Source organism: Ehrlichia ruminantium str. Welgevonden (assembly GCF_000026005.1).
Taxonomy (GTDB): Bacteria; Pseudomonadota; Alphaproteobacteria; order Rickettsiales; family Anaplasmataceae; genus Ehrlichia; species Ehrlichia ruminantium.
Map to the genome: position 1 here is coordinate 140872 of NC_005295.2, position 18246 is coordinate 159117.

Below are 18246 nucleotides of genomic sequence, written 5' to 3' on the forward strand. Positions count from 1 at the left end.
TGTACAGTTTAGTGTGTATTTATATATTCAACCAGTTTAGCAATAGTAGTAACTTTAATATCATAACGTTGGGAAAATTCTATAATGTCAGATAATCTTGACATTGTACCATCTGGATTCATTAATTCACATACTACAGCTGCAGGTGTTAATCCAGCAATCTTTGCAATATCAACACTTGCTTCTGTATGTCCCAGTCTTTCTAAAACACCACCTTTTTTAGATACGATAGGAAAAATATGACCTGGTGTTACAAGATCATCCATAGTAACATTTTTACTAACAGCAGTTAGTATAGTACGAACTCTATCATGCACAGAGACACCTGTTGTAATACCATAACGTGCATCTATAGAAGTAGCAAAAGATGCACTATTATTGTTAATATTTCTTCTTGGTATCAGTTCTAAGCCTAATTTATACATTAAGTCTTCTGTAATAGATAAACATACAATACCACTTCCATGTGTGACCATAAGATTAATTGCATCAGTAGTGACTTTTTCTGCTAAAACTACTAAATCACCTTCATTTTCCCTTTGCTCATCATCAATTAAAACAAATACTTTACCTGCTTTAGCATCTTCAATTATATCTTCTATAGAAGATATAAAACTTGGATTTTCTGATACAATGATACCCATTCATTCCTCTACTTTTCTCTTATATAAACTCAATCTTGATAATTTTGTATATTCTGTAATCACCTTTTGGAGTTTTTACCTCTACAACATCGCCTTCTTTTTTACCAAGTAGCGATATAACTAAAGGAGACTTGATTGAAATCATACGCTTAGAAATGTCAGATTCATATTCACCAACAATCTGATATATAACTTCATCGGTACTACCAGTCTGCTCATCATATATAGACATTGTTACAGTTGCACCGAACATTACGGTATCACCAGATAGGTTAGCAACATCTATAACTTCTGCTCTGGATTTTTTTGATTCCAGTTCCATTATTTTACTTTCTACTAACCCTTGTCTTTCACGAGCAGCATGATACTCTGCGTTTTCAGATAAATCCCCTAATTCCCGTGCTTCAGAAATAGACTTAATAATTTGAGGTCTTTCATATTTCAATGACTCCAGCTCTAGTTCAAGCTTTTCAAATCCAGCCTTTGTAATAGGGAATCTTTCATTCATATAGTCATTCATAATCCATACCTAAATTCTAAAATTATAAAGAATTACTTTAAGCTAGAAGCAATCTTACTTATAACTTTTGACAATAAAGACCTGATGTCATCAGTAAAATTATTATTAGATATACTACTTAAAATATCTGGATAATTGCTATTTAATTCACTTAAAAGTCTCTCTTCAAACTTACTAATATCATTAACACTAATGTCATCTAAATAGCCACTTGTCCCGGCAAATATAACGGCTACTTGTTCTCCTACAGATAATGGAGAGTATTGTTTTTGTTTTAATAGCTCCATCATTCTTCTACCACGATCAAGAATTTTTTGAGAATGCACATCAACATCAGAACCAAATTTTGCAAAATCTTCTAATTCTCTGTACTGTGCTAAACTTAGTTTTATAGAACCTGCAACTTTTTTTACAGATTTAATTTGAGCAGAAGAACCTACACGAGAAACAGATAAACCAACATTTACAGCAGGACGTAGACCTTTATAAAAAATTTCAGATTCAAGAAAAATTTGCCCATCAGTAATTGAAATTACATTGGTTGGTACATATGCTGAAACATCACCTGCTTGAGTTTCAATAATTGGCAAAGCAGTTAATGAGCCACCCCCTTTCTTATCTGACATTTTTGCTGCTCTTTCTAATAGTCGAGAGTGTAGAAAGAACACATCACCTGGATATGCTTCACGACCTGGAGGACGTCTTAATAATAAGGACATTTGCCTGTATGCAGCGGCATGCTTTGATAAATCATCATATACAATTAAACAATGCATACCATTATCTCGAAAAAATTCTCCCATAGCACATGCAGTATATGGAGCTAAATATTGTAGTGATGCAGAATCTGATGCTCCTGCAACAACAACAATTGTGTACTCTAGTGCACCACTTTCACGTAATTTGTTGATTATCCTTGCTACAGAAGAATTCTTCTGTCCAATTGCAACATAAATACAATAAACCTTTTCTTTATCTATTACTTCGTTGTTATGGGATTTCTGATTGATAATAGTATCAATAGCTATAGCAGTTTTTCCAGTTTTTCTATCTCCGATAATCAACTCACGCTGCCCACGTCCTATTGGTATTAACATATCTATTACTTTAATACCAGTTTGTAATGGTTCAGTTACAGATTGCCTATCTATGATACCTGGTGCTTTAATTTCTACAGGTAATCTAGTTTTAGTGTCAAAATTCTCAAGCCCATCAATAGGATTACCTAATGCGTCAACTACCCGTCCTAAAAGCTCTAACCCAACAGGAACATCCATTAATTGATTAGTACATTTTACAATGTCACCTTCTCCAACACTATTTTCACTTCCAAAAATTACTATACTTACAGTATCGCAGTCTAAATTTAATACTACTCCTATTGTACCATTAGCAAAAGCTACTACTTCTCCAAACTTGGCTTTTTCCAGGCCATATACTAATGCTATACCATCTTTGACAGATATAACTTCGCCAACACTTTCACATTTTACCTGACCATCAAAATTCTCGATACGTTCCTTAATAACCTTTAACACTTCACCCGCAGATATCATTATTACACCTTGCTATTCACCATACTACGTACCGCTATTTTACTGAGTTCCTGTAAACTTTGTAAATAACTATTTAATGATACGTCAATTATGTCAAAACCTACTCTGATAATAAAACCACCTAAAATGCTTGGATCTACAGTATTTGTTATACTAACTACCTTACCATATTTTTCAAGTAATGCATTGCAGATACCTTGTTTTTCTTGAGTAGTGAGTTTACTACATGAAGTAACAGATATACTAACTTCTTTGTTGTGTTTTCTTACATATTCAAGAAAAGTATTGAAGATTTGCAATAACATATTTCCCCTATTGTTTGTAACCACAACTAGTATAAACCTACTTAATGTTGTATCAATATGGTTTGTGATGAGTTCTATCACACTTATTTTATCCTTAAGGTTTGCAGTAGGGTTAGCAAGGAATGAAAGAAACTGGTTATTGCCATTTTCAGAAAGATTAAAAATAAACTTTATCCCTTTACAAATGTCATTCAACTTACTAACTGATGCGTTGAATAATGCTTGAGCATAACAAGACGTTACATAGCCACCTCTATACTGAGTCATACAACTTGAAAGGAAACATAAAACAGCAAAATGTTATACATTATACTAAACCCAGTCAAGTATTTTGTGCTGTGATGTATAAGCTAAAACAGCAAATTTGTTAAATAAGAGTATCAAGAAATACATATTTGGCATAGCTATAAAAATTAGATCTATAACTTTACAATGCAATTATTGTAGTGTTTAAACATGGTCAATAATGCTATAAAATTAGCTTATTATTCCGATAGATTTTGAAAATATAAGTAAGTGAACAACATTACTTTTAATATTGATTAATTAATGATTGTATAAAATTTATGGAGATACTAAGGTCATTTGTGAGAAGATTGCTGTGATGTTACTTACTATGAGCTTATTAAGGAAAATTGGATTAGTATTTTAAGTATGTGTTAATTTTTTATAGAGTAAAAAGATCTTTATATATACCTTAACAATATTTTTGTATGATGAGAGTACTGTAGTAATTTTATTAGAGTATTGACTATTCTATGAATGATATGCATGCATATTTATAATTGTAGTGTTATACAGAATTGCAAAGGTATTTTTTTGCAGTAGATTTTTTATATGGTTAATACATTGATATAATATTGTGAGGATGCAATTGTTATATTATATAGCCTAATTTATGGAAGTTAAATTTATACACAGGCTGTGTAGGAGAGTAATTTATAAATTAAGTAAGTATTATAATAAAAAAATATGAATATAGTCAGAATATCCTATTAGAGGAAAATCACTGTTACCTAATTTAATGATCTTAATAAATACACCATTACTAATATAATTACTCCATATTAAGTAAACAAACTTCACAGATAAAATGTACTGATTCATATATTAAGAATAGGGATTACATTTTTTATAATGAGGTATATTTTTTTTATTTAATGAGAACTAAATTGTTATAAAATTACTTATATAAAATCTATTAGATCATATATACGTTCAAAATCTATATAGCCTTTTGCTTTTAAATAAATATATAATACTGTCAATAATATAGATGTTACAGTTGCAATAATTGTTTTAATCAATAAGTAGGATTTAATTGGAGCACTGCTTGCAATGCCAATTTCTGGGTTATCAGGCACTTCAACTTTTATAGGTAATATTAAAAATAATATAATCCACCATGATACAATAAAAAATATTACATCTCCAATACCCATGATCTTTAAACCCAAACTATAGTGTTAAACCCTTTACAATTATCGCACTCATAATTCCAATGTATAGGTATACACTTACACTTTTTACATTGCCAATGTTGATCTGTTATAGCATCTTTGCTGGCTTTGTCTGTCCAATATAAAAGTTCAGTATAATCTTGTACCAATACTTTTAATTTTAGCATCAGAAAGTATAAAGAAAGATAAGTCCTGCTCTTGAAAACATTATTTAAATGTTTCATAGCTACATCGTATTCTCCAAGATTTAGTGCATCCTGCACTATAAGATATATGCTGAAGTAATAATCACTATTAATATTGTATAACTTATGTATTGCTTGACTGTCATGGTGCATGATTTCTAAATAGAGGTGAGCAATGTCAGGATGTGGACTGATACGATATTCAGATTCAAGTAGCTGAATAGCTTTACGCTTCTTATTAGTATTTATATAAAGTTGGGCTCTTAGTAGTGTAATAACAGTTCTATGTTTAGAGTAATGTTTCATATTATCAAATACGTATAGCCCATCATCATATTTTTGGTAGGTATAATATTGTTTTGCTAACGCATAATACAAAATACAAAGTGTTTCTTGAGTGTCGTATGGAACATTGATCTTTAATTTTATTATCTTATGCATTTCTTCAATTGCGCTATTCCAGTCTCTGGATATACAACATATCTCTAACTTAAAAATAGGTGACCACGCTTGTTTATAAAAAATTTCAAGCATTTTTCTAAATAAGCTTAGCTGTTTAGACTGATCTTCTATTTGTTTTATGTGATTTAATATATGTATGCCTAATGTAGCATCTATTATTGGAACAACTTTGCTAAATTGTATAAAATATTTTTCTGCCAAAGTATATTTATTACTGTCAAAATAGAATCTTCCTTTTAATAGAAATAAGGATGGATGATCAAAATCATGTAATTTTGTAATACATTTATCAGCTTTTTCTATATTACCACAATTCAAATGCATATACCCTTGATCTAGGAGTATGATTCTTTTATCTTGTCTACGTTTTTTACAACCATAAAAACACTGACAAACATAGAAGACTAATCTAATCAGGAGAATAACAAAAAGAAAAATAACAGCAATAATACACAGTGCAAACAGAATATTTATTTCAATATTATAATTCAGCCATTCTATCCTTACAATACCGTCACAATCTATTGCCCATAACCCTACGGTTAATGCTATGACTAAAAATATTAAAACACTTGTAATCATGAAACACCAGGTGATTTAATTATATATTTTGATAACTGATCGTATATTACTGATATATTTCTCTCCATAGAAACTATATCTTCAAGTTGTTGGATCCATAATTGTAACTCTATGACAGATGATAACTCTTTGTGAGCAATATCTAATGCATCACTCCAAAGATTATTGTCAAGATAATTTTCTACTTCTTTTAAACTGTGTAGTAAAATATCTTGTTGGTTTTTTACTACAATCCATTTGAAGAAGACTTTTTGTATCATATTAGAACGAGAGTAATGTAAATCACGAGCAATTTTCTTAAATGATAATTTTATCCTGTTAAATGTGCTTAATTTCCTACTATCCAGTTTTTCTATTTCATTGATTGCTTCATTTATTTTGTAATCATCTAGCTTGAGTAACGTAGGTTTTATTGAATAAATCAAATGTTTTACTGATATATCTGCGAGGAATGCCTCTTTTAAATTTATAATAGATAACAGAAGCTTTGCAAAACATTCTTCCTGAGTACAGCTTATATTTTCGTTATTTTCTGACATAACAATGCGCTGTGCTGGACAATTTTCTTTCTGTTTACTAATATATGAGTTAAGTAGACTCTTATTAACTTCTACTATAGTGGACCGAATATTATTTTCTATAACCTGTTTATATCCGTCATGCAATGAAATAAGATCTTTCTTAATATCAAGGTAGGAGAAAATTGCAATCACGGAACAGGAAGCAGTTATTAACATCATAAAGAACCACCCCCATACTTCTCTTGCCACCATATAATTACCTATTCATGTCGTAGAATATCTGCTGGATCTTGACAGGCAGCTTTCCTAGCAGGAAGAATAGCTGCAACTAATGATAAAAACAATGATAATAATGATATCTTTACTATGTCCTTTACCAGTAAGATGGAGGGTAAGGTATCAAAAAAATAAACTATAGGATCAAAAATATTATTGTGACTGATACTCTCTAGTATGTTTTTAATTCCATTAATATTTAAGGAAAATACTACACCTAGTATGCAACCTACTAATGTACCAATCAATCCTATAAAAAACCCACACATACAAAATATTCTCAGTATACTACCGCGTGTGACACCTAATGTACGCATTATAGCAATTGCTCCTTTTTTATCTTGTACCAATATAGACAAACTTGAAATAATATTAAATGTTGCAACTATTATAATTAAAGTCAATATAAAAAACATAACATTACTTTCAACTTTTAGGGCATTGAAATAACTACCTTGTTGCATTTTCCAGTCTTCTCCCTTCATGGATGTTTTATCTTCTATTAATTTTAATATTTCTGATGATCTATTTATATCGTCAATTGAGACTTCAATATTATGAACTCTATTGCCATAATGAAAAAGTAGTTGCGAAGAATGTAAAGGCATATACACGAGAGTACTATCATATTCGTACATTCCTAAATCGAATACTGCAATAACTTTGTAGCTCTTCATGCGTGGGATACTACCTATTACTGTAGGAATACTATCTGATGAGAGAATGGTTATTTTATCTCCATAATTCACATTCAGAATTTCTGCCAATTTTATACCTATTACTATACCATTGTCTAGGTCAGATATATTACCTCTTACGATGTTGTCAGCGATTATGTTTTTTCTTAGTAGATCTTGTTTACTGATTCCTCTTACTATGATTCCGGAAACACTTTGTTCGGATTTTGCCATAGCTTGGTTTTCAGTTATGGGAATTGCATCTATTACACCAGGAATATCTTTAATTAATTTTGCAACGTCATGATAATTAGTATCTTTCTCATTATTGTTGAAGTAAATTGCTACTTGACCATTAACTCCTACAATACAATTTAACAACTTTTCGCCAAATCCGTTCATTACGGACATCACTATAATTAGTGTGGCGACTCCTAATGTAATCCCAATAAATGATAACATAGTAATCATAGAACATAAAAATTGACTTCTGTTAGATTGTAAGTAACGCAATGCTAGCATCAACTCAAACTTAAATAACATGCAAATACATCCGATTAAATTATAGAAAAGAATAATATTATTTACTCATTGTTACTAGTAATGATATTCAAGAATTTTATTACTGAAATGTTAATATCTGTTTATTATTTTTTATAATTTCTGCTAAACAACATGCTATACACTTTAATAATATAAATAGCTAATAGAAATTAATAGGTCAAAGCTGTTTGTGAAGATGAATTTTGTAAGTACTTTAACTATTACATAGAATGTAATTCACGATTACATCATTCATATTTTTGAATTCAGTAGATCTAATAAAGTCATAATAGTATGTGGTTTTATTGTTATTATATGAAATGTATTTCTTATTTTATCTCTGTTGTAATATTCAATGTATTGTTTCTATTGTGGTGAATTTTGTGTCGATTATCTTTGTTAGTAGCCTACATTTTTTGAATGATGTTACTAGTATGTAAATTAGTGGCAAATTTAAAACGTGTTGTCAATTCATTAAATAATATTCACGTTTATAGTATCAAATGTATGTTGCTTTTTTTTTTACTTTGTAGTGATGTTCAATAATTATTACTTGTAATAAAGTAATTTTGTATACATTGCCTTTATTTAGTACATATATTTTAGATAGTATTATTATTCTCAAGTTAGTGATAGTTAAAATATATTGTCATCTGTAGTATATGCACTTTAGTGTTATGAGGTACATATTACTTTTTGTATTTTGTTAAATTGTCTATTATCAAATACATCTGTTTTAAATGTTATCTTCAAGTCAGTGGTAGTTAAGAATATGTTATTACCTGTATTGTATGCACTTTAGCGCTGTGAGGTACATATTAATTTTGTATTTTGTGTAGATTATCTATTATCAAATACATCTGTTTTAAATAGTATTGTTATCTTTAAGTTCATGATACATTAAGAATATATTGTCAGTTAGTGTATCTATTATAGTATATGTACCTTAGTGCTATGAGGTACATATTATTTTTGTATTTTGTGTAGGTTATCTATTATCAAATACATCTGTTTTCAATAGTATTGTTATCTTTAAGTTCATGATACATTAAAAATATATTGTCAGTTAGTATATCTATTATAGTATATATACCTTAGTGCTATGAAGTACATATTATTTTTGTATTTTGTGTGGGTTATCTATTATCAATACATCTGTTTTAAATGTTATCTTCAAGTCAGTGGTAGTTAAGAATATGTTATTACCTTAGTGCTATGAGGTACATATTACTTTTTGTATTTTGTGTATGTTATCTATTATCAATACATCTGTTTTAAATAGTATTGTTATCTTTAAGTTAGTGATACATTAAGAATATAGTTATCAAGTGCTATGTCTTTAATGTGTGTATTTTAGTATTATCAAGTACGTATTATTCTTTTTTTATTTTGTGATTATGTTCAATATGATTGTTTATAGTAGAACAAATTTTTGGAGACTACTTTGTCAATAGCATATAATTTGTGATACAGGTATGTAAATTAGTAGTACATTAACACATTGTCAAATTGCTTGTCTTCTAATATCCTAAACTGTTCTCTTATCTAAATAAGTATTATGAAGATTACATCATCAAAATTACGTACATTCTTGAGTGATCCACAGTCTGTCAGTAACATTTTAATTTATGGTAATGATTATGGGAAAATTAGTATGTACAGGGATAAGATCATTAGTAGTATAAGATCTAATGTGGACTTTACCATTACCAATATTGATTTTCCTAGCATAAATAAAAATCCAGGTACATTATTTGTAGAACTTAGCACTGTACCTATGTTTTGTACACGTAAACTGCTGATATTAACAAATGGAGAGAAAGTTTTGTCTAATGAACTAAGAGATATCTTAGAACATAATATAGGTAATAACTATGTTATTATTATTGCAGGAGAATTACCAAATGATTCTACATTAAGGCAGTACTATGATTCTTCATCAAGTGCTGTATCTATAGGATGTTATAAAGATGATAATAATAATCTAGCATTTATAGTATCAGATTTTCTTACGGAGAATAACGTACAGTTTAACAATGAAATATTGCAATATTTATGTCATTCTCTCTCTAAAAATCCTCATGCTCTACAATCAGAACTTGAAAAACTTATCTTATACATAGGGAATAGTAAAAACTTGACAATCCAAAGCATTCAAGAGGGATTACTTACAGAATTAGATCCAGTATCAGATGACTTATATATATCTATTGTAGAGCGAGATATAGAAAATTTTACAAAATTTTCTAATATTTTATTGAAAAATAAGTTTACACCGATATTGCTAATACGTGTACTGTTAAAATACTTTCTAAGATTAGAATATATAATAAGAACAATAACAAGTGGAATACCAATAGATCAGGTGTTAAAACTTATTCAACCTCCTGTATTTTTTAAATTGGTGCCTATTATAAAAAAACATGTTGTAAATGTTTCTTATGATGAAGTTAATTATATAATAAGAAAACTGCTGGAAATAGAAATACAGTGTAAAAAATCAGATTCAAATCACGAGATAATATTCAAGCATTATGTTACTGCAATGATGAAAAGTAGACAGAACGTAAGAAAATAAGTTTCTCTTAATATATAAATTAATATTGATACTAATATGGAATATTAATAATTAAAAGTATAAAAATCTATAATAATCAATTCTTAAAGGAAATAAAATATGTAATATACTACTTGTTTGATAGAATTTTATTGCTATTTGAAAATGTATATATAGTTTTGTGAAGGAGATATATAAAAATTTATACATAATTGCGTTGTAAGTTTTTGTTCAGTATAACTAAGGGTATTCTACATTATAAGTTTATGAGATGAAAGATATATACAGTTTGTAAAGTATTGTATAGCTAAATAATTTGTAGGTTTTCAATATCTATGTATCTGTCCTAATAAACAATAATTATCACTATTTAGCGACTCATCATGTATTTATTTGATAGATCTTATCAAGCAAATTACTAACTTATATATTTTATAAGTTTATTGTCTATTTTTAATAAATATTATCCTAAATTATGCTATCTCAAAACTTAAGTTTAGTAGTATGACAAATAGTTTATAATTCTACTAAAATATTATAACAGAGAAAGTTATGAGTGTGATTGTATATGGAGTTGTTAGAATTACTTTCTATTGAGTTTAATGAAAATTATTCTTAATAATAATGAGGACATAATTTAAAAAGGTTGATAAAAGTTCAGATTTATCACTTAAATATTTTTCTATACTAAATAAGTTGTGAACATTTTTTCAATAAAGTAACATTAGTATACAGTACAACTATTTGTTAGCCATCTAATGGTTTGATAAAAATTATTTTCTACCATTTAAATATTACTAATTAAGTAGGTTATCAATATTCTTTTGGTGATATAATAACTATTTTTAATATCATTGTAGTTGTTTTATTGTTATATTGTTGTTAGTAAGAGTAGTATTTATTATTTGAAATCATTATTAGTTAAAAAAATTGTATATATTTTACTATTATTATTGTGATCATTAATATCTGTGGTAGTTGTTTGTTAACCATGGTATTTACACTTAAGTATTTTACCAAACTAAATAAATTGTTAATAGTACTTGTAGTGAAATAGTAGTTGTTATTAACACATACAACTATTTGTCAAATAACTATAGTTTGATAAAAATTTATAATTCAGTATTACATGTTATAGCTTTTATTTTGTAATACTTCTCTTAATGTTAGAATATGTAGGTTAAAACGTAATTATTCAAATTTTCAATAATGTAATTATGATTTATTTAATATAAGTAAAGCTATACTTTGCAAGTCTTTATTAAAGTCTTATAATAAATAATTCTTATTTTTAAGTATTTTTAAGAATTTCTAATGATTCATTTAATAGATCTTCCTATTTTAATTGCTTGTATATTGTCTATAAGTTATCCATTTGTAAGTCTTGTATCTTATCGTTATTTGAAAATACTGACAATATTGATTTTTGCATCTACAAGTTATGCAATGGGATTGTTGTTATATATACACATTACTAATGATTTTTCATTTTATAATGTGTATTATAATTCGCATACAACTAAGCCGTTACTATATAAAATATCTGGTATTTGGGGTAATCATGAAGGGTCGATTTTATTGTGGGTATGGATAATAAGTTTCTATAATTTTTTATTGGAAATAATCCTTGATAAAGGAGATTTGAAGAAAGTAACTATATCGATACAACATATAATTAATTTTGGGTTTTTATTGTTTACTATATTAGTATCCAATCCTTTTGTTAAGATGCCTACTGTAGAGCACGAGGGATTAGGCTTTAACCCTATGTTGCAGGATGTGGGGTTAATGGTTCATCCACCTATTTTATATTTAGGTTATGTGGGATTTAGTGTTGTATTCTCTCTTGCGATTGCTGGGATTGTTGTACAAAGTGACAACGTAAAATGGGCAGTAATTATAAATAAATGGGCTCTACTTGCTTGGTCTTTTTTGACATTAGGGATAGGATTAGGTAGCTGGTGGGCTTATAGAGAACTAGGCTGGGGTGGATTTTGGTTTTGGGATCCAGTTGAGAATGCTTCACTTATGCCTTGGTTACTGGGTACTGCTCTGATTCATCTATTGCCTGTGGTAAAAAGATTTAATATCTGTTATAACTTTGCTACTTTGTTGTCAATCTCAACATTTACTATGAGCCTTATTGGAACTTTTTTAGTAAGGTCTGGTGTATTAATTTCAGTACATGCTTTTGCAAATGATCCAGAGCGTGGTATGTATTTGTTGATGTTAGTTAGCATAATAATTAGTAGCGGGATTCTTAGTTTTATTCTATTTGAAAATAAGGTTCAAATAAAACAGTATAACTTTGTTCTTATGTCGAGAGTGACAATGTTATTGTTCAATAATGTTTTATTATTGACGGCTTTTACTATAGTGCTTATTGGAACTATTTATCCTATTGTACTGGAATTTATAACTGGAGATATTATTGCTGTAGGTGCTCCATATTATAATTCTTTGTTTAACTATCTAATATTCTGTACTTTATTACTTATGGTTATTGTTTTGGGACTAAGTTGGAATGGAAATAAATTTATTATAGAAAATTTAAAATTTTCTGGTCTTATTACTTTGCTTATGTTGCCTTTTATTATAAATAATAATTTCTTTGTCATTGTGATAATACTGTTATCTATTCTCTTGTGTTTGTCAGTATTGGAGGGATATTGTTACAAAATAAAGCTATTTTTAGTACCATTATATAGTACCATTGAGTTAGTAAAATCATGTTCTGCAAAGTATTATTCTATGATGTTTGCTCATATAGGTGTTGCAGTTTTTATATTGGGTATTGTTTTTTCTAGCATATGGGGTGAGACATATGAGCTTTATATGAAAGAGAATAGCTCTGTTAATGTTAACAGTTTTCGAGTAGTTTTGTCGAAATTAGATTTAGTGTATAAGGAAAACTATAATGCTATTCGTGGAAAATTCTCAATATTAAAGTCTAACATTGTTGTAAGTGAAATATTTCCTGAAAATAGATTTTATCTGGTTGAAGGTGTAAGAAATGCAGAAAGTGCAATATTTAGAAATTGGTTATCTGATATTTATGTTGTAATTGGTGATATAGATAAAGTAAGAGGTATTGCTGTTAAGATATATTATAAGCCATTTTTAAATTTAATATGGATAGGATTTCTATTGATAACATGCGGTGGTATTGTGGGTTTGTTTTCTAGTAAGGATAAAAATAACAAACAATTTTTATTTCAAGAAAGTTATTAACTCTATTTATATGTAAATTTGTGTATTTTATTGTAAATAATAATATATCTTAGTTAAATTATAAACTGTAATATAGTGTACTAAATTTGCTTATGGATAATAATTAAATTTTGTAGTGTGTTATAAATTAGTTATTGTGTAATGTATGAACTGAAATTTTAAGTATATAAAAATATGAATCAATTTGTTATTCTACCTAATAGAAGCGTTATTATGTTTCATGGTTTAGATTGTAAGCAATTATTAAATCGTACTACAACAAATAATATATTAAATTTAGCTAATAATAAAGCTATCTACTCTTTGTTGTTAACACCTAATGGTAGGTATCTTTATGACTTCTTTGTTATTCAGGGTTCAAAATATATATTACTAGATTGTCATAGTTCAGATAGGGAAGGTATTATTGAAAAATTTTTATTATATAAATTACAAGCAAAGGTAGTTATTAAAAAGAAGACACAATATAAGGTTGGAGTGTTTGTTGGAGAGCAATATAATAAATATAAGGCCGGATATACTTATTATGAAAATGATACTGTGTTTTTTCAGGATCCTCGGTTATCAAAATTAGGATTGCGCGTAATATTTCATGAATCTAATGAATTATTCAGTTTAGAAGAAGAAGCTTTAGGTAACTATGAGAATTATGAGATGTTAAGAATTAGTAATACTGTTCCGGATTGTAACAAAGATATGATAAGGGGTACGTCATTCCCTTTACATTTTAGAATGCAACAATTAAATGGTATTGATTTTAATAAAGGTTGTTATATAGGACAAGAAGTTGTTGCACGTATGTATCGTGCTGGGATAAAAAAAAATATATATACTATAATCTCAGAACAAGAACTTTTCGAAAATGCTAAGGTTATGAGTAACCAGCAAGAAGTAGGAACTGTGTTATCCTATATTGGAAACATAGGATTATGTTTATTAAATACCAGTTCAATTAATAATTTATCTGATTTAAGAGTTGAAGGTTCTCAAGTAAAAATACTATCAGATGATCTATAATAGCTTTAAAAATTATTTGTTTTGTGTGTACTGTTATAAATATGTAGTTTTCAAAATGAATGTGTTGTAAATATATACATCAGGTTTGAAGCTCTTTGCTAGTTTATAGAATAAATGCTGAGTTTTATTTAGGTACTTTAATAAATACACACTATGTATAACCGATCAACATAAGTATATCAGCTACAGTACCATATCTAAGCATAGTATTTTTAATGTATTGTTATCTGATTTTACTCAGGATAAAATGGTTATTACAGAAGTATCTCTAGAATAATAATATCAGTGATTTTCATATCTATAAAAAACTTATTAAATTTGTAAAATTGCTTTTGATTAATATTTGTGCATATCTCTATTGATAACTAGGGTGTGTATTACATAATAAATGATTATTGATCTAAGAGTCTTAACTTATATAAAAATTGGTAATCTTATGTTATGTAAAATATTACTAGATTAATTATTTAAATACATAATATATAGTGTAGTTTCATATAGACTTACATGTAATGAATAATGAGATATTAGTTTTACATTTTTAATCTTATCTATTGCTTGGTATCTTAACGTGCTATTTAGCATTATTTTATAGTGATTAATTGATCTTATTGTAGCGTTGTATATCCAAAAGTAGTAATGCTTTTAATGTATAAGTGATTATTTGTTAATTAATAATATTGTGTGGTATTCTGAGTAAATATTACTAAGATAAGTGTATTGCAATGTAATGTTTTACTATGTTTATAAACTAAAATGTATTTGTAAAGTAGGTCAACTTTAGCTAGTAATATTAATAGAATGATAAGTATCTGTTTTGTCAATTAGTACTTATAAATTACTGAAGTAGTAAAAGATATCTATATGAGCTTACAGAAGGCAGGAGCATTTTGGGGTTTATAATACCGATTTATACTGAAATAGATAGTTTTATTTTGTCAATTAGTACTTATAAAGTACTGAAATAGTAAAATGATATCTATATGAGTTTACAGAAAGCAGGAGCATCTTTGAGTTTATAATATCCATTTATGCTGAAATAGATAGTTTTATTTTGTCAATTAATACTTATAAAGTACTGAAATAGTAAAATGATATCTATGTGAGTTTACAGAAAGCAGGAGCATTTTTGAGTTTATAATATCCATTTATACTGAAATAGATAGTTTTATTTTGTCAATTAGTACTGATAAATTACTGAAGTAGTAAAAGATATCTATATGGGCTTACAGAAGGCAGGAGCATTTTGGGGTTTATAATACCGATTTATACTGAAATAGATAGTTCTTAGCACTTTTTCTGGGAAGCAGTTTTCCTGGTCAATAAGGAAAAATAAGACAATGGATGATAATTTGCAAGAAAACTATAGTTTACAATAGATATAATATTTTAACATAGTATATTATGCTTATACATAGCTTGTATTTATAAAGTGTCTCAGGAGATTCAATATGTATTATAAACTAGGAATTATATGTATTTTATTTACAACATACTCATTTTGAAGACTATGTATTCATCAATTACAGTATATAAAAAACCAGAAGATCAGAAATTAAGTTGTAAAAAAATTGGTTAAAGTGTTAGGTGAAGCTTGTATTTGATATTATTATTCTAATTACAGTGAAATAAAAAATTACTATAGTAGATATGATAAATTATGAATTTAATTTTGAGGAAATAATAGAATAATTTCTTATGTAAAAGTACATGGTATTTTAATCGATAGATAGGTTGATAATTTTGATTTAATAAAAATATTATCAGACTTGTAGCAATCTCTTTTAGCAAAAATATTAATTTTACCTTGTATTAATACAGCTTTTATAGAGTAGATATAAAATCATAATGAGATTTTTATCATAGTAAGAGTAAATTATTAATTCCATAACTTTTATTACATAATGACTTTTGTCAAGTATTGTATGATTAAGATTATCCTATAGAAGTATGTCTAAAGATATGTTTGTATACATAAAGATTATGGTGTAGATAGCAAGTATGAGAATATTTTTGTACTAATATGTTACTCAAAATAGTCTTAAATATGTTTATAAATATAAATAAGTAATAGTCATGTTTTGTTATGTAGAAATTGGATGTATTTTACTGTTCTTATGTTAGTACAAATTTACATATGACTTTGTAGTTTAACGCGTAATGCTAATGAAATGTCATTACTTTCTAATTAATAGAAGCTGTAGAAGAAGTACTACTGTAGGGAGGTAATTTAGTAAACATTATTTGTATCTATTTTACCAATTGGGTAATCTCCAGTGAAGCATGCATCACAATATTGTGGGACATTATTGCGTTTTGTATTGCATATTGCCTTGTAAAGCCCATTTATGCTTAAGAAATGTAAGCTATCACATCCTAATAATTTTATAATGTCTGCTTTTGATAAATTGTTGGCTATCAATTTTGATTCTTCTGGTGTGTCTATTCCGTAGAAGCAAGAATGTATAGTAGGAGGACTTGAGATTCTTAAGTGTATCTGTTTGACACCTGCTTTATGGAGTAATGCTATTATATTTTTTAAAGTTGTTCCTCGTACAATACTATCATCTATTAAAACTATATTTTTACCTTTTAATATTGAAGAATTGGGATTATGCTTAAGCTTTACTCCTATATTACGAATATGGTCGTGAGGTTGTATAAAAGTTCTTCCTATATAATGATTCCTAATAATGCCGAACTCAAAAGGTATATTAGTATATTCTGCAAACCCTAATGCAGCTGGTACTCCAGAATCAGGTATAGGTATTACCATATTTGTATCTTTTGGTACAGGATTCTCTATTGCTAGTTCTCTTCCTATGTTTTTACGTATTTCATATACAGACTTATTTTCCATTATACTGTCTGGTCGTGCAAAATATACGTATTCAAAAATACAAAAACTTGATTTTTGTTTTTCAAATGGGAAATAACTTGTTAAGGTATTACTTTGATTAATTGTTATTAATTCTCCTGGTAAAATATCTCTGACAAATTGTGCTCCAACTATATCTAAAGCACATGTTTCTGAAGCTATTACATATACATTGTCTAACATGCCTAGTACTAATGGTCTAATACCATATGGATCTCGACAACATACTAAAGTATTGTTTATCAAAATTACTAAAGAATAAGCACCCTTAATATTTTGTAGGGCGTATATTATATTGTCCAATATAGTATCTTGTGTATTCATAGCAATAAGATGTGCTATTACTTCTGTATCAATGTCTGATGAAAATATACGTCCTTTTTTAATGAGTGATTCTCTAATTTGTAATGCATTAATAAGGTTACCATTATGTGCTATTGCTAATTTTCCAAATTGGCAATCTAAAATTATAGGTTGCATACCAGTTTTGCTTCCGCTTGTAGAGTAACGTACGTGTCCAATAGCAATATTTCCTAATAGGTGGTCTATTTTTGATTGTTGAGTGAAGATAGTATTCACTTGTTCATTAGAGTAATAGGAGTAAAAATTAGTATTATCAGATGTTACTATACCAAATGATTCTTGTCCTCTATGTTGAATAGCGTGTAATCCTAAAATACAATTGATAGCTGCATAATTGTTATTATATATGGCAAATACTCCACATTCCTCATATATTTCATTAAATTGCATGGTTAATTTAATGGTTAGAATTTTATTGTCAATATTCTAGCATAGAAAGGCACAAAGTTTAATAAGTTATATTGAAATA

Annotated in this window: 12 protein-coding genes; 3 read left to right on the forward strand and 9 right to left on the reverse strand. The window is 27.8% G+C overall.

Annotated features, from left to right (window positions below):
* Positions 1-8 precede the first annotated feature (8 nt).
* The 8 genes from ribB to ERUM_RS00490 form a co-directional block, all read right to left on the reverse strand.
* Positions 9-644: a 3,4-dihydroxy-2-butanone-4-phosphate synthase gene (gene ribB / locus ERUM_RS00455; protein ID WP_011154763.1), complete on the reverse strand. Its 636-nt coding sequence runs from the start codon at positions 642-644 to the stop codon at positions 9-11.
* A 19-nt stretch (positions 645-663) separates the two neighbouring features.
* Positions 664-1164: a transcription elongation factor GreA gene (gene greA, locus ERUM_RS00460; protein ID WP_011255273.1), complete on the reverse strand. Its 501-nt coding sequence runs from the start codon at positions 1162-1164 to the stop codon at positions 664-666.
* A gap of 32 nt (positions 1165-1196) precedes the next feature.
* A complete protein-coding gene (atpA, locus tag ERUM_RS00465; protein WP_011154765.1) occupies positions 1197-2720 on the reverse strand; it encodes a F0F1 ATP synthase subunit alpha in 1524 nt (507 codons plus the stop codon).
* A gap of 2 nt (positions 2721-2722) precedes the next feature.
* Positions 2723-3292: an ATP synthase F1 subunit delta gene (gene atpH / locus ERUM_RS00470; protein WP_011154766.1), complete on the reverse strand. Its 570-nt coding sequence runs from the start codon at positions 3290-3292 to the stop codon at positions 2723-2725.
* Positions 3293-4212: 920 nt separating this feature from the next.
* Positions 4213-4467, reverse strand: a complete 255-nt coding sequence (locus ERUM_RS00475; protein WP_011154767.1) for a DUF1467 family protein — start codon at positions 4465-4467, stop codon at positions 4213-4215.
* A 5-nt stretch (positions 4468-4472) separates the two neighbouring features.
* Entirely contained in the window at positions 4473-5714 is a 1242-nt protein-coding gene (locus ERUM_RS00480; RefSeq protein ID WP_011154768.1) for a heme biosynthesis HemY N-terminal domain-containing protein, read from the reverse strand.
* The gene (locus ERUM_RS00485) at positions 5711-6487 is read right to left on the reverse strand and encodes a hypothetical protein (protein WP_011154769.1); all 777 of its coding nucleotides are present in this window, start codon (positions 6485-6487) and stop codon (positions 5711-5713) included. The genes ERUM_RS00480 and ERUM_RS00485 overlap by 4 nt, the downstream gene beginning before the upstream one ends.
* Before the next feature lie 8 nt (positions 6488-6495).
* Positions 6496-7731 (reverse strand): lipoprotein-releasing ABC transporter permease subunit, encoded by a 1236-nt coding sequence (locus tag ERUM_RS00490; protein WP_011154770.1) that lies wholly within the window; start codon positions 7729-7731, stop codon positions 6496-6498.
* 1558 nt (positions 7732-9289) lie between these two features.
* On the opposite strand from ERUM_RS00490, the gene holA reads away from it, so the two are divergent.
* The 3 genes from holA to ygfZ all read left to right on the forward strand — a co-directional run bounded on the left by holA (position 9290) and on the right by ygfZ (position 14536).
* Positions 9290-10309, forward strand: a complete 1020-nt coding sequence (holA, locus tag ERUM_RS00495; RefSeq protein ID WP_011154771.1) for a DNA polymerase III subunit delta — start codon at positions 9290-9292, stop codon at positions 10307-10309.
* Between the two features lie 1293 nt (positions 10310-11602).
* Entirely contained in the window at positions 11603-13519 is a 1917-nt protein-coding gene (locus tag ERUM_RS00500) for a heme lyase CcmF/NrfE family subunit (RefSeq protein WP_011154772.1), read from the forward strand.
* A gap of 174 nt (positions 13520-13693) precedes the next feature.
* Positions 13694-14536 (forward strand): CAF17-like 4Fe-4S cluster assembly/insertion protein YgfZ, encoded by an 843-nt coding sequence (ygfZ, locus tag ERUM_RS00505; RefSeq protein ID WP_011154773.1) that lies wholly within the window; start codon positions 13694-13696, stop codon positions 14534-14536.
* Positions 14537-16766: 2230 nt separating this feature from the next.
* Here the strand turns inward: ygfZ and purF are convergent.
* Entirely contained in the window at positions 16767-18167 is a 1401-nt protein-coding gene (purF, locus tag ERUM_RS00510; RefSeq protein WP_011154774.1) for an amidophosphoribosyltransferase, read from the reverse strand.
* Between the last annotated feature and the right edge of the window lie 79 nt (positions 18168-18246).